Genomic DNA, 24,463 nt, shown 5'->3' with positions numbered 1-24,463 from the left:
AGATAGCGCCTTTTTTATGGATGACTTAGTCCTAAATCTATTAAGCCAATCAGTATTAGTAGTTTTAAATTTGTAAACAATTCCGTATAATTCCGCTAATCTGTTATTGCCCATTGGTTGTTCTATGAGCGCGTTAGCCCCAATTATCGAAAATATTGAATATCCTTTTCCGCCTAAGCCAACTCCTTTATCTGATCAAGAAAAAGCTGAGTCTAAAGCAAGAATTAAACAGCTTCTAAAAGAAAAAGATGCAGTCTTGGTCGCGCATTATTATACCGACCCTGAAATTCAAGCCTTAGCAGAAGAAACAGGCGGCTGTGTTTCTGATTCATTGGAAATGGCGCGTTTTGGTCGTGACCATCCGGCAAAGACCTTAATTGTTGCTGGCGTTAAGTTTATGGGCGAGACTTCAAAGATCTTAAGTCCAGATAAAACCATTTTAATGCCAACACTTGAAGCTACGTGCTCATTGGATCTCGGTTGCCCAATTGAAACCTTCAGTGACTTTTGCGATGCTCACCCAGATCATACTGTTGTGGTTTATGCTAATACCTCAGCCGCTGTTAAAGCTCGTGCTGACTGGGTAGTCACTTCAAGTATTGCGTTAGAGATTGTTGAACACTTAGATAGCCAAGATAAGAAAATTATCTGGGGTCCAGATCGCCATTTAGGCAGTTATATCGCTAAGCAAACTGGGGCTGATATGCTGATGTGGCAGGGTGAGTGTATTGTCCATGACGAGTTTCAGGCGAAAGCATTACGTGAGCTTAAAAAGCTGCATCCAGAAGCTGCGGTGTTAGTTCACCCTGAATCGCCAGCAAGTGTGGTTGACTTAGCCGATGCAGTTGGCTCAACTAGCCAATTAATAAAAGCTGCACAGACCATGGATAACGATATGTTTATCGTTGCGACTGATAAAGGCATCTTCTATAAGATGCAACAAGCGGCTCCAAACAAAAACTTAATTGCTGCGCCTACTGGCGGCAACGGTGCTACATGTAAGAGCTGTGCACATTGCCCTTGGATGGCGATGAATGGTCTTAAGGCAATAGAAAGCGCATTAGAGAATAAAGACTCAAGCGACCATGAAATATTTGTTGATGACACTTTACGTTTAGATGCGTTAAAACCGCTTGATAGAATGTTAGATTTTGCAGCTACTTTAAATATGAAAGTGAAAGGTAACGCATAAACCCTAATCATTGTTTATTAATAAAAAGCCCGTATTAACGGGCTTTTTTGCAACTTAAATACCGAGTTGCTTTCAATTGCGGAATAAATTGGCTAGCAATTATGCAAACACTTATCGAGAGCACTTTTTGTCTTGACGCACTTAGGTGTTTTCAGTAAAGTAGCGCTCCGTTGCTTAGCAAATATCTGTTTATTAGGTGTTTAAAGGTAACCGTGGTGCTAAACACGTAAAAGATATTGCATCGGTGAGCTGGCTGAGTGGCTGAAGGCGCACGCCTGGAAAGTGTGTTTAGGTTAATCCCTAACGAGAGTTCGAATCTCTCGCTCACCGCCATATATAGGAAAGCCCGTTATCGCAAGATAACGGGCTTTCTGCTGTCTAGGTTTTACTCTCTATCATCTAGCTTTTATTATCTATTCGTAAAACTCAAGCCTACAATCACATTACTTGCCTAACGCTAAGAGTCCGAGTTTAGGACTCTAATTGTTGCTTGCAAAAAACGTTTTGCGTTAGCGAGATGCATATTCAAAAAACTTTCGATGCTCTGGCCCAGCGCTATTTGAGTTTACTTTATTTGGATGTTTATGTTCTTTCCAGCAGGCAACCTTCCTTCCAATATTTAGATGTGGAAAGCAGGGCACCCCTTGATACTCAACGTCCAAAAAAGACAAAAGCTTCATTAAGCTATCTGTATCACTCACATCTATACTGATGAAGTCTTTTCGGTCTTTAAAGTAGTTAAACACTTGCTGCTGATGGCGGCGGTAACACATTGCAAGGTGCTCTGCATCGTCAGGTTCCGCCGTTGTTGATAAATCAAAGGTTTCATTAAATGTTCGTTTTAAAATCGGATTGAAAGTGCCGGTTTTAAAGTCGAGTTGTGCCTTCATTTTATTGATTAACATCTGCATTGAAGGGATCCAAAGCGATAGTGCTCGTTCAAGGTAAACAAACTTAGAGCCTGGGAACAGCTTATCTAATTGCTGATAATCGCAAAAGCACGGGGAATCGGAGATCACATCGGCTAAGTGAAAAGCATGTTTTGTGTAGGCTGTGTGGGCTACGGTATAGCCGTAATCTAGCATAGCCACACTTATGCTAGTTGTGCCAGTTCTTGGCAGCCCAATAATAAAAACTTTGGTCATATGGGTCCTGATGGTACGAGATGAACTTAAGCCACTAACAACGTGGGTAATTTTAGCTTAAGTGGTCTAAATAGATAACTACTCGATGTTTCGTAAGTCTGATTGCATGTCTTACTTTTATAAAAGCAAGTGCTACAGCAAAGGACTAAATAGATAAAAAAGCCGCTCAGCAATACGATTTGGTAAAGACCTTTTTTGCCACTGTTCGAAGCTAATTTGCAGCGAATCTTTTAGGTAGTCTTGCTGCAATTGCTCAAGCTTTTGGGTAAATCCTAGGTTGTCCACAGCTAAGGTCACTTCAAAATTTAACCATAAACTACGCATATCCCAGTTTACGGTGCCGATCAGGCAATGGTTACTGTCAATAACTACAGATTTTGTATGTAGTAAGCCACCTTGGAAGCGATGAATGTTGACCCCAGCCTCTAATAGTTCACTGAAAAAAGCTCGGCTCGCCCATTCAACCATTATTGAGTCGTTCTTATCTGGAATAATGATATCGACTTTAACGTTACGCTGAGCAGCAATGACTAACGCAGTGTGTAAATTATCACTGGGAACAAAATAGGGGGTAGTAATAACGATGCTTTGTTGTGCTTGGAAAATACTTTGCAGCAAAACTCGGTGAATGACTTCTTCACGCATCCCTGGTCCTGAAGGGATCACCTGAACTAAATCTGTAATTTCACTATCTTCGTGAGAAAGACACTTAGGTTGCTCTGGTAAGAAACGTTCATCGGTCTCTACTTCCCAGTCCCAAGCATGAATACTATTGAGTACAGGCACGGATGTCCCCGTGATTCGTACCATGACATCAATCCATTGGCCAACGCCAGCATCTTGATTGAAATATTTAGGATCGACTAGATTCATTGAGCCTGTGTAAGCAATAGCGTTATCGATAACGACTATTTTACGGTGTAAACGTAAGTCTAAGCGGCGAAAGAACATTCGAAACGGTGATACTTCTAATGCGCTTACTACATCAATACCACTATTTCTCATCAATTTAGGCCAATGGCTTTTAAAAAAGTGACGGCTGCCTGCTGCGTCTAGTAATAAACGAACTTTGACGCCTCTCGTTGCTGAGGAAATTAACGCATTGGCGACATCGTCAGCACGACCTCCTGGGTGCCAAATATAAAACTCTAGCAAAATACTCGTGGTCGCTTGATCAATATCATCAATAAGATTATCTAAAATCTCATAAGTTTCGCCGTAAAGAGTGAGGTGGTTGTCTGCGAGAGCAGGGATCCCAACCTGTTTTTCACAAATAGCACTGATAGATTGCCCGTATAGACTCGCTACATGCGGTCGATATTGCCGATATTCATAGAGTTTTTTAAACCATTCACCATAGGGTTTAAACATCATCTCTGCGCGTGCAGCTCTTTTTTTTCCTAAGTTAAGCTCGCCAAATAGCAAATAAGCAAATGCGCCGCCTAGTGGGACGATATAAATAATCATCAACCATGCGAGTGAAACACCAATAGTACGTCGCTTAGCAACAACGCGAATGCTAATACCAGCAATAACCAACCAGTAAAGAAAAACGCCAGCTATGGTAAGCAGTTGATAAAATTCATACATATTGTGTCTGATAATTCTATCCTTAGGCTTTGTGCCTAACGGTTATGTGACGTTAGCTATGAGCTTTAGCTTATTAATCTAAAGATGGATTGATGATGGAACAAAACTAATAAGCTATTATAATGAAAAGATTACCTTAAATCTAAGCACTGAGTTGAATTAGTCAATTATGGGCAAAATTATTCGTAAAATTGTTTTTTTAGCGATAATCGCAATCGTCGCTGTGGTTCTATATGCATATGACTCTGCGGTGATCTCAACTGAAGATCTGCTTCTGACTAATGAGACGCGCTTAGACGAAAATGCTCAATGTATTACTCAAAAAGTTGAGCAACCGTTGGACAGGCACGGTAATCTAGACGTTACAACTTGGAACCTATATAAGCAGAACAGCTCTGGCTGGGATGTGACGTTAAAGCAACTTGCAGAGCGCTCTGACCTGTTGTTACTACAAGAGGCAAAATACACCGCTGATTTGAAATCGTTTGTTGAAGAGCAAGAACTCTATATGTTGCTTGCTAGGGCTTTTACCTTTGCAGAGGAACCGATTGGGGTAATGAATCTTAGCAGAGATCGCGCATTGAGTAGTTGCGTATTTAGAAAAGCTGAGCCTTATATTCATTTCCCAAAATCAATGTTGATATCGTATTACTTATTGTCAGATGCTACACAGCTTCTCGCTGTGAACATTCACAGTATTAATTTTACCTGGGGATTAGACGAATATAAGGCCCAGCTAAGTGTGGTTAAAGAGGCGCTACTAAACCACACTGGTCCAATTATTTTTGCTGGTGATATGAATACGTGGAGTGAACAGCGTAGTGAAGCTGTTGCGCAACTCCTAAAAAATACCGGTCTGATAGAAGCCATCCCGAATGAAGACTCACGCACCACATTTTTCGGTCATAGACTCGATCATATCTACTACCGGGATTTAGAGCTGGTAAAAGCAGAGTCTATAATCACTGAAAGCTCAGATCATAATCCGGTAAAAGCTTATTTTCGTTTGCAAAAGAAGTATCCTTCCAAAAAGCTTAATAGTGCCGTTACTACTAATTAGTTGGTAGCTTTTGCCAATAATCGCAATTTATCCAATCCACTGAATTCTGTTGCCTGTATTAATGTCTGGCAGCAGGATCGCTACACTCAATAATAGGAAATTATATGGATAACGCCGTAGCGTTACTGCAACAATATTTTGGTTTTAATCAATTTAGACCAGGCCAAGATGAAGTCGTTGCCAATGTGCTTAGTGGCCATAGCGCTGCGGCTATTTTTCCTACAGGTTCGGGAAAGTCCTTATGTTATCAGTTACCAGCACTTGCTCTGCCGCACTTAACATTAGTGGTTTCTCCCTTGCTGGCATTAATGGATGATCAATTACAGTTTCTAAACAAAAAGGGGATCCCAGCAGCATCGATTGACTCAACGCAAACTAATGCGCAGTCTAGCGCTGTAGTAGAAGGTGTAATGGATGGCCGTATTAAAATTTTGATGATCTCTGTCGAGCGTTTAAACAATGAGCGATTTAGACGGTTTATATCTTCAGTACCTATTTCAATGTTAGTAATTGATGAGGCACATTGTATTTCGGAATGGGGCCATAATTTCCGTCCGGATTATCTAAAGTTACCGGCATACCAAAAACAACTTAATATCCCACAAGTTCTTTTGCTAACGGCTACAGCAACCCCAAAAGTCATTGAAGATATGGGGCGTAAATTTGGCATTGAAAAGCAATGTGTCACACTGACAGGCTTCTACCGTGCGAATTTAAACTTGCAAGCCGTCGGAATTAGTTCTGCTGATAAAATGGCATATTTGAAACAGTGGTTAACTCACAAGCAGGGGCAAAGTGGCATTGTTTATGTGACCCTGCAACATACTGCTGAATCGGTAGCTAAAACTTTGCTGGCAAGTGGCATCAATGCCACTGCGTATCATGCGGGCATGGATAGTGATAAGCGTAAAAGTATTCAAACTCGATTTATGCAAGGAGAGATCCCGGTTATTGTGGCGACAATTGCTTTTGGTATGGGCATTGATAAAAGTGATATTCGTTTTGTCGCCCATTACGATTTACCAAAATCAATAGAAAATTATGCACAGGAAATTGGGCGCGCTGGACGAGATGGGTTGAACTCAGATTGTTTAGTCTTAGCCAACAGGGATAATCTGAACGTGCTAGAAAACTTTGTTTATGGTGATACGCCAGAGCCAAGCGCGATAGAATATGTTTTAAATGAGATCACCCACGCGGCAGAAGAGGGTGGCCAGTGGGAGTTATTGCTAACGCCGTTATCAAATGGATCTAATATCCGCGCGCTGAGTTTAAAAACTTTATTAGTGTACTTAGAGATGCTGCGTGTCATTAAACCCAAATACAGTTATTTTGCTGATTATAGATTTAAATTGCTTTGCTCTATGGAAGAGCTACTGTCTAAATTTGACCAAGAACGCCAGACCTTTATTACACAAGTTATTAATAGCTCAGTTAAAGCCAAGATTTGGTATAGCGCTGATTTTTCAAAGCTTGAGCAAATACTTCCAAATAGCCGAGACCGAGCGATAAAAGCACTTGATTACTTACATCAGAAGCAATTGATTGAATTGGAAAGCAAGCAATTAACTCAAGTATTTGATGTTTTTAGTGCGAACATTAATGACACTTTAGCGCCGCGCCTTTTTGAACGCTTTAGCATGAAAGAAGCTAGCGAAATCGAGCGCATCAACCAATTAGTGAATTTTTTCGATAGTGAGTCATGTTTAAGCCAGCAATTGGCTCAGTATTTCGCTGATCCTCGTTTAACTTCACCTTGTGGTCATTGTAGTGTATGCCAAGGCAAACCAGCATATTTACCGGCACCACGAGCACTCAATCCTTTAACGGATGCAAGTTTTAATCAAGTGAGTAGTGATGCAATTAGTAAACTTGCAGAAAAAGCGACTCCAGTATTAATCAGTCGTTTTTTATGCGGCTTAACAACGCCGATTTTTACCAAACTTAAAATGCGTCAATTATCTGGTTTTGCAAAATTTGAGCAATATCGATTTACTGAGGTACTTGCTTGGGTTAAGAAAAATATGAATCAGTAGCTTTGAGGATTATAAATCGCAATAGCCGGTTTGAGTTATGTAACAAAGGTTGTCTATTGCGGTTTAATTACTGAAAAATTAAAGAGAACGTGATTTACTTGAGGCGATTTTAAAGTGGCAAAGACCACAAATAAACAAATTAAGGGAACACATCATGAAAAAAGCTGCGCTGCCATTGGCTATAGCGCTCTCTTTACTCGGCTTAACGGCCTGTCAAAGTCAGCCTGCAACCGCTCCCGCTGGAGTAGAAATTACCGACCAGAAACTTGCTTTTGACCAATTTAGTCAAAACTTCATTGATGCTTTGTGGATAGAGTCTCCAACTTGGGCATTATATAGCGGCTTTCATAAATATGATGGTGTTTTAAAAGTTCCCAATGCGGCAACACGGGCTGCAACGATGGCTTTTATCGAAAAGCAACAAGCAGCTTTAGCCAAATTCGATCCACAATCTATGGCACCTGCCACGCTAACTGATTATCGCTTAATCGAAAATCTATTAGGTGAAATGAAATGGGATCTTGAAACCTTTAACTCATGGCAATGGAACCCTGCAAGTTACAATGTATCCGGTGGGTTTGCACAAATAATTAATGAAGATTTTGCTCCGCTAGATGAGCGTTTACGCTCCGTTATAGCACGAATGGAAAACGTTCCAGCTTATTATGCGGCAGCAAGAGAGAATATCGCCAACCCAACAATAGAACATACACAGCTTGCGATAATGCAAAATGAAGGCGCATTCTCCGTATTTTCAAAAGAGTTACTTGATAAAGCGATTAAATCTGGTTTAACTAATGATGAAAAAGCGCTATTTGCGAATCGCTTTAATAAAGTCACAATGGCGATTAATGAACATATTGCTTGGCTAAAAGCATTAGAAACAAAACTTGCAGAAGGTGGCTCACGCAGCTTCCGAATCGGTGAGGAGTTGTATGAGCAGAAATTTGCGTTTGATATTCAAGCTGGCATGTCTGCAAAAGAACTTTACCAGAAGGCGGTAAATGATAAAAACCGTGTTCAGACTGAAATGGCAAAAATTACTCATAAAATATGGAGTAAATACATTGATAAGCCGATACCGAAAGACGATAAGGTTGCCATAAAGCAGTTGATTGATAAGTTATCTGCTAAGCACGTAAAACGGGAAGACTTTGTTGACGAGGTCCGGGCTCAAATTCCAGAGTTAATCGATTTTGTAAATAAAAAGAACTTAGTCACACTCGATCCAAATAAGCCTTTGGTTGTTAGAGAAACACCAGCTTATATGCGGGGCTATGCAGGAGCATCAATTAGCGCTCCTGGACCTTATGAAAAATCAGGCAATACCTATTACAATGTAACACCGCTTGATGGCATGAGTGAGGAGTCTGCAGAAAGTTACCTTCGTGAATATAACCACTGGATCCTGCAAGTGCTCAATATCCATGAAGCGATCCCTGGACACTACACGCAACTCGTTTACTCAAATGAATCTCCAAGTCTTATCAAGAGTTTATTTGGTAATGGCGCTATGGTTGAAGGTTGGGCTGTATATACCGAGCGCATGATGTTAGAAGAAGGCTATGGTGATTTTGAGCCTGAAATGTGGCTTATGTATTATAAATGGAATCTGCGAGTTATTGCCAACACCATCTTAGATTACAGCATTCAAGTCAAAGATATGTCTGAAGAGCAAGCCTTAGACCTAATGATGAACGAAGCATTTCAGCAGCAAGCTGAAGCAGAAGGTAAATGGCGCCGAGCGACTTTAAGCCAAGTTCAGTTGACTAGCTATTATTCTGGCTATCGAGAGATTTACGACTTCAGGGAAGAGTACAAAGCCTTGAAAGGTGAGGACTTTGACTTGAGAGCCTTTCACGAAGAGTTTTTGAGTTATGGCAGCGCGCCAGTTAAATACATTCGCGAACTGATGCTAAACAAGTAACTCATATTAATCGGTAAATAATTTCAATCAAAAGGCCAATAGCTAACACTATTGGCTTTTTTTTGTTCACTTCTTAGCATTATATTATGTTTGTTAGTTAAAGCAGCTAGTAAATCAGTTGCAGTTATTGTAATCTAAATGAAAATAATTCGCATTAAGTTTAATTGAGATGAAACACGTTTTATTGGTAGATGATGATCCTGTTTTCCAAAGTGCTTTATTACCTGTTCTAGAGCGAGAAGGTTTTATAGTTACAGTTGCTAATAATGGTTTAGAAGCGCTAGCTAAGCTCAAATCACACACTCCAGATTTGATCTTGTTAGACATTAACATGCCAGAGCTAAACGGCATCGACTTATTAAAGCTTCGTGTGGATAAAGCGCCAGTTATTGTTATCTCAGCATTAACAGCAGAAGAAGATAGAATAAAAATTTATGAACTAGGCGCTGATGACTTTTTAAGTAAACCATTTAGTTATCGGGAGCTCGTTGTTCGTATTCAAGCCTTATTACGCCGCATAGAGGTCATTCGTGCAGAATCAGGCGAAGCTCAACCGATCCAGGACATAAGTTTTGACGATAGCCGCTTTATCATTTCAATTGCTGAGCGTGCAGTTGCTTTTACCCAAACAGAGTTTAAGTTGTTTAAATATTTGTTTGAGCGTAAAGGGCAGGTTGTTACTAAACAAGAATTACAGCTAAGAGTGTTACAAAAAGAACTCGGCCAGTTTGACCGTAACCTTGATATGCATATAAGTAACACGCGGCGAAAGTTATTTGAAAAGCAGTTACCAAAAACATTAATTAACACTGTTAGAGGGAAAGGGTATAGCTTTGCTGAGGCAAGTTAAACCGAAGCAGAATCTATCCTGTTGATGTTTCGATAATTAAAAAGGGAGCCTTAAGGCTCCCTTTTTATACGTTTCGCATCAACTAACCAACGCGAATGTCTTGAATTATTTTAATAGAATTGTCGGGTCTACAAATTCTAGATTTAGCGCTTCAGCTACTTCTTCACAAGTGATCTTACCGTGCATTACGTTTAGACCATTGAGCAGATGCTTGTCTTGTAAAAGTGCTTCTCTATAGCCAAGCTGCGCTAGTTTAATAATATAAGGTAAGGTTGCGTTGTTAAGCGCAAATGTAGAGGTTCGCGCTACTGCGCCCGGCATGTTAGCGACACAATAATGCACAACATCGTCAACGATATAAGTTGGATCTTGGTGAGTTGTTGCATGAGAGGTTTCAATGCAACCACCTTGGTCGATTGCAACGTCTACAATGGCAGAACCAGGCTTCATACGCTTGATGTGCTCTTTTGTGACAAGCTTAGGCGCTGCTGCACCAGGAACTAATACACCACCGATAACTAAGTCTGCTTCAAGAACATGCTTTTCAATAGCGTCAGCTGTTGAGTAAATAGCTTTTACTTTATTATCAAATTGCGCGTTCAATCGACGTAGTGCATCTATGCTTCTATCTAGAATAACAACGTCAGCACCAAGACCTACAGCCATTTGTGCTGCGTTTGTACCAACCATGCCACCACCGATGATAACGACTTTTGCTGGTTCAACACCTGGTACGCCGCCAAGTAGCATGCCGCGGCCGCCCATTGATTTTTCAAGAGCCATAGCGCCAGCTTGAATAGACATACGACCAGCTACTTCAGACATAGGAGCTAGCAGTGGTAGGGCACCGCGATCATCTGTAACGGTTTCATAGGCAATACAGACTGAACCGCTCTTAACAAGATCTTCTGTTTGTGGGAGGTCTGGAGCTAAATGAAGGTAAGTGAATAGTAGTTGGTCTTCACGTAACATCGCACGCTCAACTGCTTGAGGTTCTTTTACTTTTACTATCATTTCAGCTTGTGCAAATACTTCTGCTGCTGTGTCGAGTATTTTTGCACCGACAGCGATATAATCTTGATCCGCGAAACCAATACCTGAGCCGGCATTTGTCTCAATAAAAACCTCATGACCGCGTGACGTCAACTCACGAACACTTGATGGAACCATACCAACACGATATTCGTGATTTTTGATTTCTTTAGGAACACCTATAATCATCTTCGAGCCTCAATTTCGCATAAAAACCCATTTTATATGGGTGTAATTGTTATTTTATATTGCCTGAACGTGAATGTTTCAGGGAAATCTAGTATAGTATTCATTCCGTAGTTTATGCTGCTGAAGATTTTTCAATCGCAGATAAAAATATCGTTATTAACGACAATCAGGGTTATAAATATGGTTAATAATAAAAAGAGTCCTATAAAAGACTTAGATCGTATCGATAGAAATATACTTAATGAATTACAAATTGATGGCCGAATTTCAAACGTTGAATTGTCAAAGCGCGTTGGGTTAAGTCCTACGCCTTGTCTTGAACGCGTTAAAAGGCTTGAAAAGCAAGGGTATATCAAAGGATACACAGCATTAGTTAACCCACATTATCTGGGCGCTTCGTTGCTAGTCTTTGTTGAAATTACGTTAAACCGCGATACTGCTGAAGTGTTTGATAAGTTTAATAAGGCAGTTCAATTGCTAGATGATATCCAAGAATGTCATTTAGTGTCTGGTGATTTTGACTACCTATTGAAGACTCGAGTATCAGATATGTCTGCTTATCGTCGACTTCTAGGCGAAACACTTCTTAAACTGCCTGCAGTTTCAGACACTCGTACTTATGTCGTGATGGAAGAAGTTAAACAAACTAATCGTGTTGCAATTAATACGGTTGCAGATGCGTAATTGGTGTTTATTGCTACAAAAGGGGCCGTAATGGCTCCTTTTTTTATACAAAATCCCAAATGATACAAAATGATGCAAAATTGGTTTTTGCATAGTTATGCAAGAAATCGCAAAAGTGGCAAACGCTGCAAAAAGTCCTAAATTCTGGTATCTTGTCTTCAATTAACATTTTTCAGTGTAGGTTTTCCATTGTCTAAGGGAAATAGCGTTAAAACGCTCTCTGGCGTACAACGATTGCTTGAGGGTAGTCTCATTATTTGTTGCATGTTAGCAACATACGTCTTAATAGCCTTGAGTAGTTTTCATTCTTCGGATCCAGGTTGGAGCCAATCAAATTTTGATGGCGAAATAAATAACTTAACCGGTGCTGTAGGCGCTTGGTTAGCTGATGTATTGTTATATTTCTTTGGCTATTGCGCCTACATCATCCCAATCATCATAGCGTTAACAGGTTGGTTACTGTTTAAACGTACCCACAAATTACTTGAAATTGATTACTTTTCTGTTGGCCTTCGATTAATAGGCTTTCTATTGATAGCACTCGGGTTAGCTGCATTAGCTAGCATGAACGCGAATGGGATCTATGGTTTTTCAGCTGGCGGGGTCGCAGGCGATGTAATAGCACAGGCTATGTTGCCTTACTTCAACAAGCTGGGTACGACGCTATTGCTACTATGTTTTGTGGGGGCAGGCTTTACGCTGTTAACTGGCATAAGCTGGCTAACGGTAATAGATCTGACCGGCTATGCAACGATCTGGTTATTTAAATCAATTAAAAATCTTCCGAGTAAATTTAAACCTGAGATTGGTGATACTGAAGATACTCGCGGTTTCTTATCTGTAGTAGAACGTTTCAAAGAGCGCCGTAATTCTCGTCAAGATGATGAAGAATACGACGATGATGAGGACGATGAGTCAACAATTAGTTCATCAAACGTAGCGGCAGTTACACAGAAAAATGATTTTAATACTGCAAGAGTAGAACCTAGCCTTGAGCATGCGGCTATAGGCAAACAACGAATGGTTGAGCCTAGCTTCATTGCTGATGATACACAACAACCTGCAGCAGAGCTTCAAGTAACAACAAGTCATACACATGACAAGCCTAAAGCTTCAGAAGCTGAAAGCGTTGCGCCTTGGGTGAGCCAAGATAACGTTGATAATGCAGGTATTGAAACGATAGATTTTAATAGTGCTGCTTCAACTAGTACGCAGAGTAAAGCAAAACCGGCAGTTGACGATAAAGTTAAAATTGTTGATGGCATCGTAGTATTACCAGGACAAGAAACTGAGCAGATTCGTGCGCCGATGGCGCCATTACCATGTATTTCTTTGCTCGATATCCCTGATCGCAAGAAAAACCCAATCAGCGAAGAAGAACTGGCCCAGATTGGTAAGCTAGTTGAGGTAAAACTAGCAGATTTTAACATTACTGCGAACGTTGTAGGCGTATATCCCGGTCCTGTTGTGACACGTTTTGAGCTTGAACTGGCACCAGGAATTAAAGCATCTAAAATTACTAATCTATCTAAAGACTTAGCCCGTTCTCTACTTGCTGAAAACGTGCGTGTGGTAGAGGTTATTCCGGGGAAAGCTTATGTGGGCCTTGAATTACCTAATAAATTCCGTGAGACAGTGTTTATGCGTGACGTACTAGACTGTGAAGCATTCAGAGATGACCCTTCACATTTAAGTATGGTGTTAGGTGCTGATATTGGTGGTAAACCTGTTGTTGTTGATTTGGGTAAAATGCCACACTTATTGGTTGCAGGTACAACGGGTTCAGGTAAATCGGTCGGCGTTAACGTGATGATCACTAGTTTACTGTACAAATCGGGCCCTGATGATGTTCGTTTCATCATGATTGATCCAAAAATGCTTGAGCTATCAGTCTACGAAGGTATTCCACATCTATTATGTGAAGTTGTCACTGACATGAAAGAAGCGTCAAACGCTTTGCGCTGGTGTGTCGGAGAAATGGAGCGTCGTTACAAACTGATGTCAGCGCTAGGTGTACGTAATCTAAAAGGTTATAACGCTAAAATAAAAGATGCGAAAGAGGCTGGTCAGCCGATTGTTGACCCGTTGTGGAAAGCATCTGACAGTATGGACCCAGAGGCCCCTGAACTCGACAAGTTGCCGTCAATTGTAGTGGTCGTAGACGAATTCGCTGACATGATGATGATTGTTGGCAAGAAAGTCGAAGAGTTAATCGCACGTATCGCACAAAAAGCGCGTGCAGCAGGGATCCATTTAATCCTTGCGACGCAAAGACCTTCAGTAGACGTTATTACGGGTTTGATTAAAGCTAACATCCCTACGAGAATGGCGTTCCAGGTATCGTCTCGGATTGACTCTCGTACGATTTTAGATCAGCAAGGGGCTGAAACACTTCTAGGTATGGGCGATATGCTGTACCTGCCGCCAGGGACTAGCGTACCTAATCGAGTTCACGGTGCATTTATTGACGACCATGAAGTACATAAAGTCGTTGCTGACTGGTGCGCTCGTGGTAAGCCGCAATATCTTGATGAAATTTTGCAAGGTTCGGCAGAAGGCGAACAAGTATTACTCCCTGGTGAAACAAGTGAATCAGAAGAAGATGTGGATGCTCTTTATGATGAAGCTGTCGCGTTTGTTACCCAAACACGTCGGGGCTCTATTTCGAGTGTGCAACGTAAATTTAAGATTGGTTATAACCGAGCTGCTCGTATTATTGAACAGATGGAAATGCAAGGAGTCGTGAGTAGCCAAGGGCATAACGGTAATAGAGAAGTACTCGCGCCGCCACCACCAAAAGATTACGTTTAGAAAGATTAACGATTGGTAATGATCACAGAATTATTTCAGTGTTAAGTTTACGATAGGCTTAACTCGGAGAGTAGAATGAAAAAGATATTAACGATTGCGGCACTAAGCCTGCCAATGTTTTACCAAACACCAGCTTTTGCTGCTGATGCTGATGCTGATGAATTAAAAGCTAAGCTGACAGAAGTTAACAGCTTAAAAGCGAACTTTAATCAGACGGTCACAGACATCAATAACAAAGTTATTCAAACGGGTGAGGGCGTCTTTGCTTTATCTCATCCTAACCAATTTTATTGGCATTTGACTGCACCTGACGAATCTCTAATTGTGGCAGATGGAGCGGATGTTTGGGTGTATAACCCTTTTGCCGAAGAAGTCTCTGTAATGGATATTAATCAAGCTATTAATGCCTCACCTATAGCCTTGTTAGTTCACTCTGACGATGCGACTTGGTCGCAATATACGGTTAGCCAAAAGGGCAACTGCTTTGATATTAGTCCAAAAGATACAGATAGCGGAGTGTCAGAAGTTCAAGTGTGTTTTGATGCTAATCAGCTAACTCAAATGGTACTAAAAGATCAGCAAGGCAATATTAGTGATTTTAGCTTAACAAATCAGAGCGCTATAGCAGAAACGGATCGTGATTTATTTAAATTTATTGTGCCTGATGACGTTGATATTGACGATCAACGTTTAAAGATGACTAATTAAGAGTAGCTAGTGTCTAGTTTCAGTTTTGATTTCGCCCCCGATTTTAGACCTTTGGCCGCAAGAATGCGGCCTGAAAAGATAGAGCAGTATATTGGACAAGCGCATTTACTTGGAGAGGGAAAGCCTTTACGCCAAGCATTAGAAGCTGGTCGCGCCCATTCGATGATGTTTTGGGGACCCCCAGGTACAGGGAAAACGACTTTAGCAGAATTAGTCGCGCATTACGCTAATGCCCATGTAGAACGGATTTCTGCCGTTACTTCTGGCGTAAAAGAGATCCGTGCAGCTATTGAACATGCTAAAAATGTTGCACAGTCACGAGGTCAACGTACTTTATTGTTTGTTGATGAGGTCCATCGCTTTAATAAAAGCCAACAGGATGCTTTCTTGCCTTTTATTGAAGACGGTACCGTAATTTTTATAGGAGCAACCACAGAAAATCCCTCTTTTGAAATTAATAACGCATTATTATCTCGTGCTCGTGTTTATCTAATAAAGCCACTGCAGTTGGATGAAATAACTCATATCGTTCAGCAAGCTTTAGCAGATGAAGAAAGAGGTTTAGGTAAGCGCAAGTTATTAATGCCACTCGATGTCTCTTTAAAACTTGCTCAGATCTGCGATGGTGATGCTCGTAAAGCACTGAACCTCGTTGAATTGATGAGTGATATGCTTAAAGACGGTGGTACTTTTACTGAGGAAATGATAACTGAGGTTGCAGGGCAGCAGCTTGCAGGTTTTGATAAGAATGGCGATCAATACTACGACCTTATTTCAGCGGTGCACAAGTCGATTCGTGGGTCAGCCCCAGATGCTGCCTTATATTGGTTTTGCCGAATGTTAGAAGGCGGTTGCGATCCTTTGTATATTGCCCGTCGTCTATTGGCGATAGCTTCTGAAGATATCGGTAATGCGGACCCTATGGCGATGACTGTAGCGGTTAATGCGTGGGAGTGTTTTCATCGAGTTGGTCCGTCGGAAGGTGAACGCGCTATTGCGCAAGCAGTGTTATACCTTGCTAGCGCGCCTAAGAGTAATGCCGTTTACACCGCGTTTTCGAATGCAAGACAACTAGCCCGTGAAACTGGTCATGAGCCAGTACCTGAACATTTACGTAATGCACCGACTAAACTGATGAAAGATATTGGTTACGGTGAAGGTTATCGTTATGCACATGACGAACCGAATGCATACGCAAGTGGCGAAAAGTATTTGCCTGAATCACTTGTTGGACAACGTTTTTATTATCCAACAGAGCGTGGGTTTGAAAAACGAATTAAAGACAAGTTGGCGCAACTTAATGTTCTTGATGAGCAAAGTGAGGTGAAAAGGTATGAATAATGTTCTTTTTGTCGCTCTAGGCGGCTCGATTGGTGCAGTTTTTCGTTATCTTATCTCATTATTGATGCTTCAGCTATTTGGTACTGGTTTTCCTTTTGGTACACTGGTCGTCAATATTTTGGGTTCGTTTTTAATGGGGGTGATTTTTGCCCTTGGACAAGTTAGCGAACTTAGCCCAGAGATTAAGGCGTTTATTGGGGTGGGTATGCTTGGAGCCCTAACTACGTTTTCTACTTTTTCCAACGAGACCTTATTGTTAATGCAAGAAGGGTTCTTGGCAAAAGCCATATTGAATGTTGTTGTTAACGTCGGCGTGTGTATATTCGTCGTTTATCTCGGACAACAATTGGTGTTTTCTCGTTTTTAACTATTAAGATAATAAAATATGCTAGATCCAAAATTTTTACGTAATGAATTAGAAGTTACCGCTGAGCGCCTAGCGACTCGTGGATTTATTTTAGATGTTGATCGCCTAAGCAAACTTGAAGAAAAGCGTAAGTCCCTTCAAGTCACTACTGAAGAATTACAAGCATCGCGTAACGCTATTTCTAAGTCGATTGGTCAAGCTAAAGCAAAAGGTGAAGATGTTGCACCTATTATGGCTCAAGTAGGTACATTAGGTGCAGAACTTGATGCTAACAAACTAGAGCTTGCCGCGTTATTAGACGAGCTTAACGCTATTGCGATGAGTGTTCCAAATTTACCTGATGAATCTGCACCTATTGGCGCGGATGAGTCAGAAAACGTAGAAGTTCGTCGCTGGGGAACACCTAAACAGTACGATTTCAAAGTTAAAGATCATGTTGAACTTGGTGAGAACATTGGTGGCTTAGATTTTAAAAATGCAGTCAAGATCACTGGTTCACGCTTCATCGTAATGAAAGGTCAAATCGCGCGTATGCACCGTGCACTTGCACAATTTATGCTTGATTTGCATACGACAGAGCATGGTTATACCGAAGCTTATGTGCCTTTACTCGTAAACGAAGACAGTTTGCTAGGTACTGGTCAGTTACCAAAATTTGGTGAAGACCTATTCCACACTAAGCCTGCAACTGAAGAAGGACAAGGCCTAAGCCTTATTCCTACAGCTGAAGTGCCGCTAACAAACTTAGTTCGTGACGCTATTGTTGAGGAAGAAGACCTACCTATTAAGTTAGCTGCTCACACACCATGTTTCCGTAGTGAAGCAGGCTCTTATGGCCGTGATACACGTGGCTTGATCCGTCAGCATCAATTCGACAAAGTAGAAATGGTTCAGCTAGTAAAGCCAGAAGACTCTATGCAAGCTCTAGAAGAGTTAACTTGTCATGCGGAAACCGTGCTACAAAAGCTAGGACTTCCATACCGTACCGTTGTTTTGTGTACTGGTGATATGGGCTTTGGTTCAGCTAAAACATTCGATATTGAAGTATGGTTACCTGCTCAAGATACGTATCGTGAAATTTCATCTTGTAGCAACATGCAGGATTTCCAAGCACGTCGTATGCAAGCTCGCTACAAAGGTAAAGCCGATAAGAAGCCTACTTTGCTTCACACACTAAACGGTTCTGGTTTAGCTGTTGGTCGTACATTGGTTGCCGTATTGGAAAACTACCAAAACGCAGATGGTTCAATCACCATTCCTGAAGCGTTACGTGGTTACATGGGCGGTTTAGATAAAATCGGCTAAATCAGTCGATAATCTTAATAATTGAATAGCCTTCACTTTGTGAAGGCTATTTTGTATCAGCTCTTTAAAGAACTCGCTATTTGTAACCTAACTTCGTAAACCAGAGCTAGAAAAATCTGTGTTTATACTTTTGTAAGTTAATCTAAAATTTATTGAGGATTATACAGTTAGTAGCCAATCAAATTGATGAAACTAAGCTAGTCCCGCAAATATTACCAATAGTCAAAAATCTCTCTTTCTACTGCTTGTCTACAATGTTATAAATACAGCCGAAAACCCTACACTTCTAATATTTAGGAAAGCCGTCATGATATTTTCCCAGGTTGAACTGGCCCCTGCCGATCCAATTTTAGGTTTAACAGATGCATTCAAAGCTGATGTTCGCGAGCACAAGGTGAACTTAGGCGTCGGTATATATAAAGATGAATCTGGCCAGACACCTATCCTAAAATCTGTGAAATTTGCAGAAGAGAAACTATTAGGAACAGAAACAAGTAAAAGCTATTTAGGGATGGAAGGGGTACAAGCGTATAACCGTGTTGTACAAACTCTATTATTTGGTGCTGAGCATCAAGTTGTTACTCAAAACCGTGCTTTAACGGCGCAGGCACCAGGTGGTACAGGCTCTTTACGTGTAGCAGCGGAGTTTTTGGTTCGCCATACTGAATCTAAAACCATTTGGGTAAGTAACCCAACTTGGGCAAACCACAATAATATTTTTAATACTGCCGGATTAACGACTGCAGAATATCGTTATTATAAAGCTGAAACTCACGGTTTAGACTTTGACGCTATGATGGCAGATCTTCAAGGCGCTAAAGAAGGTGACTTAGTTTTACTACATGGTTGCTGCCACAACCCAACAGGTATTGATTTAAATCTACAGCAGTGGCAACAAGTAGCGGATCTTTGTTTGCAAAACAAGCTTGTGCCTTTATTTGATTTTGCATATCAAGGCTTCGGTGCAGGTGTTGAAGAAGATGCTCAAGGTTTACGTGTCGTCGCAAATACTGTTCCAGAGCTTATCGTTGCTAACTCTTTCTCTAAAAACTTCGGTTTATACAATGAGCGTATCGGTGCTGTAACCGTTGTTGCAGCCACTAGCAATGAGGCGGTTAACGCATTTAGTCAGATAAAAAGCACAATTCGTGCTTCTTACTCAAACCCGCCAGCGCACGGTGCATTAATTGTTAGCACAATTTTAGAAGATGCAACGCTTAAGCAATTATGGCATGACGAACTCCAAGAAATGCGTGAGCGTATTGCAGAAATGCGTACACTGTTTGTTGAGTCGCTAAAAGCTGCAGGTGTTACCCAGAACTTCGATTTCATTTCAGGTCAAAATGGTATGTTTAGCTTTTCAGGTCTAAACAAGGATCAGGTAAACCGCTTAAGAGAAGAGTTCGCTGTGTATATTGTTGGTTCTGGTCGTATTAGTGTTGCTGGTATGACTAAAACAAATATGCCAGTAATCTGCGAAGCAATTGCTAAGGTATTGTAAATCTCTACTTAAGTATGCTGAGTAATAAAAAGGCCCCATAGGGGCCTTTTCGTTATAAGTTATTTTAATAACACTTTTTCACTAAATAAGCTTTGCTGAAACTTCTACTGGCGAACTAGAACCGGTTTCCTTAACCATATAAGATAAAGCATCTGCTAATGCTTGCCTGTCATGTAGCCCTTTATGGTGGCTGCTACGCAAGGGATAATAAATCACATTACCGTCTTGGTATGAGCTTTCACCGTTACATAGGACTTGATCAATAATTTTTAGTCCGAGTACTTGATGACAAAAATCAATTTTTTGCTCAAGGCTGCAATTGGCGATAGAAGAGGGCTCTTTTGTTAAGTTCTCAACCAAAATGACTTTAGCTTTTGATTCAGCTAAGGCCTGTGCAATTTTGGGTAATAACAAGGGAGGCATTATACTGGTAAGGAAGCTGCCTGGCCCTAAGATGATTAGCTCGGCATTTCTGATTGCTTCACATGCTTCACACGTAGCTTGCACTTCAGGATCAAGAGATAATGCAATTGGTGTATCTTGCATTTTATCGACATTGATTTCTCCAAAAACACTTTGGCCACAAGCCTGAAGCGCTACTAGATGCGTCGGTTCCTCTGACATAGGGATCAAGCGGGTGTCGATATTAAGGAAGTTTCTAACTAGGTTAACGGCATCTAATGGCCTTACGCAAAGTTCATCTAATGCCATCAGCATTAAATTTCCCAAATTGTGTCCAGTAAGTTCGTTTTCGCCACCAAAACGATATTCGAACATCAGAGATCCTACTGAAGGACGTCTTGCTAATTGCGATAGGCAATTACGTAGATCGCCCCAAGCAATACAATCTTGTTCTGCGCGAAGTCGACCTGTTGAACCGCCATTGTCGGTTGTCGCAACGATGCCAGTTAGTTTAGGACCTAAAAAGGAAAGCGCTGATAGAACTCGGCCTAAGCCATGTCCGCCACCTATGGCTACTACATGGTTATATTGATTAAGCCCATTTGTTTTCATTACAGGGGGTCTCCTTCCTGAATACCCGAAGTCGTTTCATATCAAAGGGTGATTATACCTAAAGTTAGAATCTTTTTCTCGATGTATTATAAGCGCTAGCTAGCATATAATAACCGTCACAAGTATTAATATACTGTCCATATGATAAAGGATAATGAGTGAAAACAGGCAAAATTGGTTTATTTACTATCGCAATTGGATTAGTGGTCGCACTAATATTACTCGCCAGGTTGGTGTTCGTGCCATCAAGTCAGCAACAGGTACAAACCTTAGCTAAAGCGATAAAAAACACTGAAATTGCGAGCGTTGTGCCAGATTTTGGCGCAATTAAAGTAGTAAGTGATAAGAAAACTGCATTTTTTGAATTTTTAAGGCCCTCAATAAAACATCAAAATGCAATTATTCAAGATGAACGTAATTTCTTGATCAGTATTAAGAATCAGGTCAACAATGGCAAAACGCTTACAGAAGCTGACGAATTTAGATTACAACAAATTTCTGAAAAATATCAATATACGCTAAGAAGCTTAACTATCACGAATATTGATATCTTACTTGTTAGAGTTGATGTGATCCCTGAGGAAATGGTGCTTATACAAGCGGCAAATGAAACTGGCTGGGGTACCTCTCGTTTTGCTCGTGAGGGGTTAAATTTCTTTGGTCAGTGGTGCTTTAGAAAGGGTTGCGGTTTAGTGCCACAATCTCGAACACAAGGCCTATCTCATGAGGTTGCACTATTTAAAACGGTTGAGGACTCTGTCGCGTCTTATATGCGTAACCTTAACTCAAATGCAGCTTATTCATTGCTGCGCTCAATTAGAGCCGATTTGCGTGCGCAGAATAAAACCCCAAGAGCGCAAGATCTTGTTTATGGATTAATTAACTATTCAGAGCGTCAAGAAGCTTACATTGATGAGTTGCTTGAAATGTTACGTCAAAACCAACGATTTTTAGTGGATAATAATGAAAAAACAACTGCTGTTTAGCTGTATTCTTTTAGGACTTGCAACAACAAGTCAGGCTGCACCTATCTCACTTGAGTATCAAAGTTTTTATCAAAGACTTAAGCAAGTGAATAAAGGTAATTATCAGCTAGTCGAGTTGGCCTTTTCTGTGTCTAAAGCAAATGGCTGTAGAGTCAAAAGCGGCACAATCAGCACCGAGAAGGATTCATTTCCGTTGACGATTACCAAGGACCAACGTTTATTTTTACCTTATGACGGGCAGTTAAAGTCTGATAGAGCGTTGATTAACTTGGATGTTGAAGGCAATGCTGAATCTTGCGCAATCGCGATGCAAGTTAGAGCTAAAAATACCAAACAAAACTATAGCCAAGCCGAGTTAGTTCAAATAGCCGATGAAATGAACGCCTTATTGAGTCAGATGCAAGGTTTTCCTATGCGCTTGTTTGCATCAGATATTGCTGGCCTAAACCTAGAATTTGCCGGTGACGCGACTGTTACAATTGACGACAAGGTAATCCCGGTGACTGGCACATACCGCATAGAAACCAGTCAGCTTAATAAGCTAACAAGTTTAACGACTTCGATTGCTCCAAAAGTGATTAGCCCTTGGACGAGTAAATAACCTTTAGCATAGATAAGCGAGTACAAAAAAGCCCTGCATTGCAGGGCTTTTTATTAGCTAATTTCAGCTCTCTGACTGAAACTGAATTACTCAGGCGTATAGGTGCTAACTACATCAATGCGCGCCGCAGCATCAAGATTAATATGTCCGTTATTGGCTACATCAACAAAATCAAAAGCGGGTAGGTCCGATTCAGCAACTTGACCGCTCATTGGTGCATCAGGATCCCGAGTTAACGATAAGAAATCAAACTGCTCACGGTCAACACCTTGAGAAGGTGATGTATTCTGCATTGCAGTGAAGATAGTTTCAATACGGCCAGGATGATCCTTATCCCATTGAACGAGCATATCTTTTACTGCTGCACGCTTAAGATTTTCTTGCGATCCACAAAGATTACAAGGAATAATTGGGAATTTTTTTAATTCCGCATATTCTGCAATATCTTTTTCACGGCTATAAGCTAATGGACGAATAACCATATTAGCACCGTCATCAGACAATAACTTAGGCGGCATAGCTTTCATTTTGCCTGCAAAGAACATGTTAAGGAACATGGTTTCAATAATGTCATCACGGTGGTGACCTAGAGCAATTTTAGTTGCACCTATTTTCTGAGCAAAACCGTAAAGTGTGCCACGACGTAGACGTGAGCATAAAGAACAAGTAGTTTTGCCTTCAGGGATCTTATCTTTAACGATAGAGTAAGTGTCTTTTTCCAGAATATGGTAAGCAACACCTAAAGTATCTAAATAGGCGGGTAAAATATCTTCAGGGAAACCTGGTTGTTTTTGGTCAAGGTTAACCGCAACAATCTCAAATTGTATAGGTGCACGTTTCTGAAGATTTAACAGAATATCAAGCATGGCGTAGCTATCTTTACCGCCTGAAAGGCAGCACATAACACGATCGCCATCTTCAATCATGTTGTAATCACCAATTGCACGACCGACTTCTGCGCGCAAACGCTTTTGAAGTTTTGACATGCGGGTTACTTGTTTTGTAGTTAATTCTTCGGACATAAAAAAACGCGCCTAGTACACAATAGTTCAGGGCGCGTATTATTCCAGCTTAATGGGCTTTGGTAAAGCCTAGAAAGTGGTTATAGCTCTTCTAATGGCGATTTATAGCCATCTGGCTTTATCGCTAACAGGTCACAGTTAATGCTATCTATAACATGCTCAGCGGTATTACCTATTAATGCTGCTGAAAGGCCTGTTCGGCCTATCGTACCTAAAATCACTAATTCAGCATCTAGCTTAGTGGCGAGGTCGGGAATGACGTCTTCGGGTAATCCTTCTTTCACATGGCAATTTTCAACTGCAATGCCATAAGCATTAGCAAGGTAGTTAATCCTTTCTTCATGCTGTAAGCGAATTGTTTCGCTATAAGTGTGGGCGTCGAAATCCGGTAGTTCGATAGCTAAATTTACGGGAGTGCCAGGGTAGCCATTAACTAAGTGCACCTGAGCGTCGAATTGTTTAGCTAGTTTAATCGCGTGGGCAATAATTTTGCCATTTAAAGATTCATTAGCATCATCTTCGGCACTAACATTCACAGCACAAACAATTTTACCCGCTACAGGCCAATCATGTTCTTTAACCAATAATACTGGGACTGGTGCCTTACGCATTAAATGCCAATCGGTCGGGGTGAAAATAACCGATTTTAATTTGTCATGCTCGTGGGTGCTTTTAACAATGAGGTCAAAGTTACCATCAATGGCAAACTTAATAATGCTTTCAAAAGGGCGATTATGCCAAATCACTTCGAGGTTAATAACAATGCCATCTTTTTGATAAGGCTTAACGATGTCGGACAGCCAAGCTTTACGCTGATTAACAACACCTTCGCGCATAGCTTCACGTTCTTGGCCTGACAGGATTGAAGTCATTTCATAGGAGAAGTCAAAAATAGACAAAAAGACGGTAATTTCTGCTTGGCTTTCGATAGCAAGTTCTACGGCTCTTGCTAGAGCCGCTTGTTCTTCTGTCGTTGGGTCGACAACCACAAGGAGTTTTTGATAGTCCATCATAACTGTTCCTTATCTAATAGCATCTATTCTCATCTTGCACCATTAAGATGAATTTGTATTGTTTTAGATCAAGCGGATTGTCGAATAAT

The 24,463-nt window shown here is 40.9% G+C and carries 20 protein-coding genes and 1 tRNA gene; 15 read left to right on the top strand and 6 right to left on the bottom strand.

Annotated elements, in window-relative coordinates:
- Window positions 1-124 precede the first annotated feature (124 nt).
- Together nadA and AB4298_RS12605 are read left to right on the top strand one after the other, a co-directional pair.
- Window positions 125-1,192 carry a quinolinate synthase NadA gene (nadA, locus tag AB4298_RS12610; protein ID WP_371986973.1) on the top strand — a complete coding sequence of 356 codons (1,068 nt, stop codon included), beginning with the start codon at window positions 125-127 and terminating at the stop codon, window positions 1,190-1,192.
- A 243-nt stretch (window positions 1,193-1,435) separates the two neighbouring features.
- Window positions 1,436-1,525, top strand: a tRNA-Ser gene (locus tag AB4298_RS12605).
- Window positions 1,526-1,701: 176 nt separating this feature from the next.
- Here the strand turns inward: AB4298_RS12605 and AB4298_RS12600 are convergent.
- Window positions 1,702-2,337 carry a sulfotransferase gene (locus tag AB4298_RS12600; protein ID WP_371986971.1) on the bottom strand — a complete coding sequence of 212 codons (636 nt, stop codon included), beginning with the start codon at window positions 2,335-2,337 and terminating at the stop codon, window positions 1,702-1,704.
- Between the two features lie 132 nt (window positions 2,338-2,469).
- Complete coding sequence (gene cls, locus AB4298_RS12595; RefSeq protein ID WP_371986970.1) at window positions 2,470-3,927, bottom strand: cardiolipin synthase; 1,458 nt, start codon at window positions 3,925-3,927, stop codon at window positions 2,470-2,472.
- A gap of 169 nt (window positions 3,928-4,096) precedes the next feature.
- Between cls and AB4298_RS12590 the strand changes: the two genes are divergently transcribed.
- The 4 genes from AB4298_RS12590 (at window position 4,097) to AB4298_RS12575 (ending at window position 9,800) form a co-directional block, all read left to right on the top strand.
- The gene (locus AB4298_RS12590; protein ID WP_371986969.1) at window positions 4,097-4,987 is read left to right on the top strand and encodes an endonuclease/exonuclease/phosphatase family protein; all 891 of its coding nucleotides are present in this window, start codon (window positions 4,097-4,099) and stop codon (window positions 4,985-4,987) included.
- Between the two features lie 104 nt (window positions 4,988-5,091).
- A complete protein-coding gene (locus AB4298_RS12585; protein ID WP_371986967.1) occupies window positions 5,092-7,023 on the top strand; it encodes a RecQ family ATP-dependent DNA helicase in 1,932 nt (643 codons plus the stop codon).
- Between the two features lie 154 nt (window positions 7,024-7,177).
- Window positions 7,178-8,950, top strand: coding sequence for a DUF885 domain-containing protein (locus tag AB4298_RS12580; protein ID WP_371986966.1), 1,773 nt, complete (start codon window positions 7,178-7,180; stop codon window positions 8,948-8,950).
- 169 nt (window positions 8,951-9,119) lie between these two features.
- Window positions 9,120-9,800: a response regulator transcription factor gene (locus tag AB4298_RS12575; RefSeq protein ID WP_371986964.1), complete on the top strand. Its 681-nt coding sequence runs from the start codon at window positions 9,120-9,122 to the stop codon at window positions 9,798-9,800.
- Between the two features lie 105 nt (window positions 9,801-9,905).
- Here AB4298_RS12575 and ald read toward each other — a convergent pair whose 3' ends face one another.
- Complete coding sequence (ald, locus tag AB4298_RS12570) at window positions 9,906-11,021, bottom strand: alanine dehydrogenase (protein WP_248997172.1); 1,116 nt, start codon at window positions 11,019-11,021, stop codon at window positions 9,906-9,908.
- A gap of 180 nt (window positions 11,022-11,201) precedes the next feature.
- Between ald and lrp the strand changes: the two genes are divergently transcribed.
- From lrp to AB4298_RS12535, 7 genes are all read left to right on the top strand, one after another.
- Window positions 11,202-11,705, top strand: a complete 504-nt coding sequence (gene lrp / locus AB4298_RS12565; RefSeq protein ID WP_248997171.1) for a leucine-responsive transcriptional regulator Lrp — start codon at window positions 11,202-11,204, stop codon at window positions 11,703-11,705.
- A gap of 189 nt (window positions 11,706-11,894) precedes the next feature.
- On the top strand, window positions 11,895-14,516 hold the full coding sequence (locus AB4298_RS12560) for a DNA translocase FtsK (protein WP_371986963.1): 2,622 nt from the start codon (window positions 11,895-11,897) through the stop codon (window positions 14,514-14,516).
- 75 nt (window positions 14,517-14,591) lie between these two features.
- Window positions 14,592-15,224 (top strand): outer membrane lipoprotein periplasmic chaperone LolA, encoded by a 633-nt coding sequence (gene lolA / locus AB4298_RS12555; protein ID WP_248997169.1) that lies wholly within the window; start codon window positions 14,592-14,594, stop codon window positions 15,222-15,224.
- A 9-nt stretch (window positions 15,225-15,233) separates the two neighbouring features.
- Window positions 15,234-16,565: a replication-associated recombination protein A gene (locus AB4298_RS12550; RefSeq protein WP_371986962.1), complete on the top strand. Its 1,332-nt coding sequence runs from the start codon at window positions 15,234-15,236 to the stop codon at window positions 16,563-16,565.
- Window positions 16,558-16,932: a fluoride efflux transporter CrcB gene (gene crcB, locus AB4298_RS12545; protein ID WP_248997167.1), complete on the top strand. Its 375-nt coding sequence runs from the start codon at window positions 16,558-16,560 to the stop codon at window positions 16,930-16,932. Before AB4298_RS12550 ends, crcB begins: the two co-directional genes overlap by 8 nt.
- An 18-nt stretch (window positions 16,933-16,950) precedes the next feature.
- A complete protein-coding gene (serS, locus tag AB4298_RS12540; protein WP_248997166.1) occupies window positions 16,951-18,237 on the top strand; it encodes a serine--tRNA ligase in 1,287 nt (428 codons plus the stop codon).
- Between the two features lie 307 nt (window positions 18,238-18,544).
- Complete coding sequence (locus tag AB4298_RS12535; protein ID WP_248997165.1) at window positions 18,545-19,738, top strand: amino acid aminotransferase; 1,194 nt, start codon at window positions 18,545-18,547, stop codon at window positions 19,736-19,738.
- Between the two features lie 81 nt (window positions 19,739-19,819).
- On the opposite strand, the gene yvcK is transcribed toward AB4298_RS12535, so the two are convergent.
- Window positions 19,820-20,752, bottom strand: a complete 933-nt coding sequence (gene yvcK / locus AB4298_RS12530; protein WP_371986961.1) for a uridine diphosphate-N-acetylglucosamine-binding protein YvcK — start codon at window positions 20,750-20,752, stop codon at window positions 19,820-19,822.
- A gap of 158 nt (window positions 20,753-20,910) precedes the next feature.
- Between yvcK and AB4298_RS12525 the strand changes: the two genes are divergently transcribed.
- Window positions 20,911-21,738 (top strand): glucosaminidase domain-containing protein, encoded by an 828-nt coding sequence (locus AB4298_RS12525; protein WP_371986960.1) that lies wholly within the window; start codon window positions 20,911-20,913, stop codon window positions 21,736-21,738.
- A complete protein-coding gene (locus AB4298_RS12520) occupies window positions 21,716-22,339 on the top strand; it encodes a DUF2987 domain-containing protein (protein ID WP_248997162.1) in 624 nt (207 codons plus the stop codon). Before AB4298_RS12525 ends, AB4298_RS12520 begins: the two co-directional genes overlap by 23 nt.
- A gap of 86 nt (window positions 22,340-22,425) precedes the next feature.
- Here AB4298_RS12520 and ttcA read toward each other — a convergent pair whose 3' ends face one another.
- A complete protein-coding gene (gene ttcA / locus AB4298_RS12515) occupies window positions 22,426-23,361 on the bottom strand; it encodes a tRNA 2-thiocytidine(32) synthetase TtcA (protein ID WP_248997161.1) in 936 nt (311 codons plus the stop codon).
- 80 nt (window positions 23,362-23,441) lie between these two features.
- Window positions 23,442-24,374, bottom strand: coding sequence for a universal stress protein UspE (uspE, locus tag AB4298_RS12510; RefSeq protein WP_248997160.1), 933 nt, complete (start codon window positions 24,372-24,374; stop codon window positions 23,442-23,444).
- Window positions 24,375-24,463: the final 89 nt, after the last annotated feature.

Origin of the sequence: Shewanella sp. 10N.261.52.F9 (genome assembly GCF_041471165.1) — a bacterium.
Classification (GTDB): domain Bacteria; phylum Pseudomonadota; class Gammaproteobacteria; order Enterobacterales; family Shewanellaceae; genus Shewanella; species Shewanella marinintestina.
Note: the sequence above shows the minus strand (reverse complement) of the source record. Positions and strands in the feature narration are given on the sequence as shown.

Bases quoted from the DNA above. Each gene is read 5' to 3' on its own strand.
- yvcK (WP_371986961.1), bottom strand. From the start codon at position 20,752: ATGAAAACAAATGGGCTTAATCAATATAACCATGTAGTAGCCATAGGT.
- ald (WP_248997172.1), bottom strand. From the start codon at position 11,021: ATGATTATAGGTGTTCCTAAAGAAATCAAAAATCACGAATATCGTGTT.
- AB4298_RS12575 (WP_371986964.1), top strand. From the start codon at position 9,120: ATGAAACACGTTTTATTGGTAGATGATGATCCTGTTTTCCAAAGTGCT.
- AB4298_RS12600 (WP_371986971.1), bottom strand. From the start codon at position 2,337: ATGACCAAAGTTTTTATTATTGGGCTGCCAAGAACTGGCACAACTAGC.
- AB4298_RS12520 (WP_248997162.1), top strand. From the start codon at position 21,716: ATGAAAAAACAACTGCTGTTTAGCTGTATTCTTTTAGGACTTGCAACA.
- lrp (WP_248997171.1), top strand. From the start codon at position 11,202: ATGGTTAATAATAAAAAGAGTCCTATAAAAGACTTAGATCGTATCGAT.
- AB4298_RS12580 (WP_371986966.1), top strand. From the start codon at position 7,178: ATGAAAAAAGCTGCGCTGCCATTGGCTATAGCGCTCTCTTTACTCGGC.
- AB4298_RS12585 (WP_371986967.1), top strand. From the start codon at position 5,092: ATGGATAACGCCGTAGCGTTACTGCAACAATATTTTGGTTTTAATCAA.
- nadA (WP_371986973.1), top strand. From the start codon at position 125: ATGAGCGCGTTAGCCCCAATTATCGAAAATATTGAATATCCTTTTCCG.
- crcB (WP_248997167.1), top strand. From the start codon at position 16,558: ATGAATAATGTTCTTTTTGTCGCTCTAGGCGGCTCGATTGGTGCAGTT.
- lolA (WP_248997169.1), top strand. From the start codon at position 14,592: ATGAAAAAGATATTAACGATTGCGGCACTAAGCCTGCCAATGTTTTAC.
- AB4298_RS12535 (WP_248997165.1), top strand. From the start codon at position 18,545: ATGATATTTTCCCAGGTTGAACTGGCCCCTGCCGATCCAATTTTAGGT.
- AB4298_RS12590 (WP_371986969.1), top strand. From the start codon at position 4,097: ATGGGCAAAATTATTCGTAAAATTGTTTTTTTAGCGATAATCGCAATC.
- serS (WP_248997166.1), top strand. From the start codon at position 16,951: ATGCTAGATCCAAAATTTTTACGTAATGAATTAGAAGTTACCGCTGAG.
- uspE (WP_248997160.1), bottom strand. From the start codon at position 24,374: ATGATGGACTATCAAAAACTCCTTGTGGTTGTCGACCCAACGACAGAA.
- cls (WP_371986970.1), bottom strand. From the start codon at position 3,927: ATGTATGAATTTTATCAACTGCTTACCATAGCTGGCGTTTTTCTTTAC.
- ttcA (WP_248997161.1), bottom strand. From the start codon at position 23,361: ATGTCCGAAGAATTAACTACAAAACAAGTAACCCGCATGTCAAAACTT.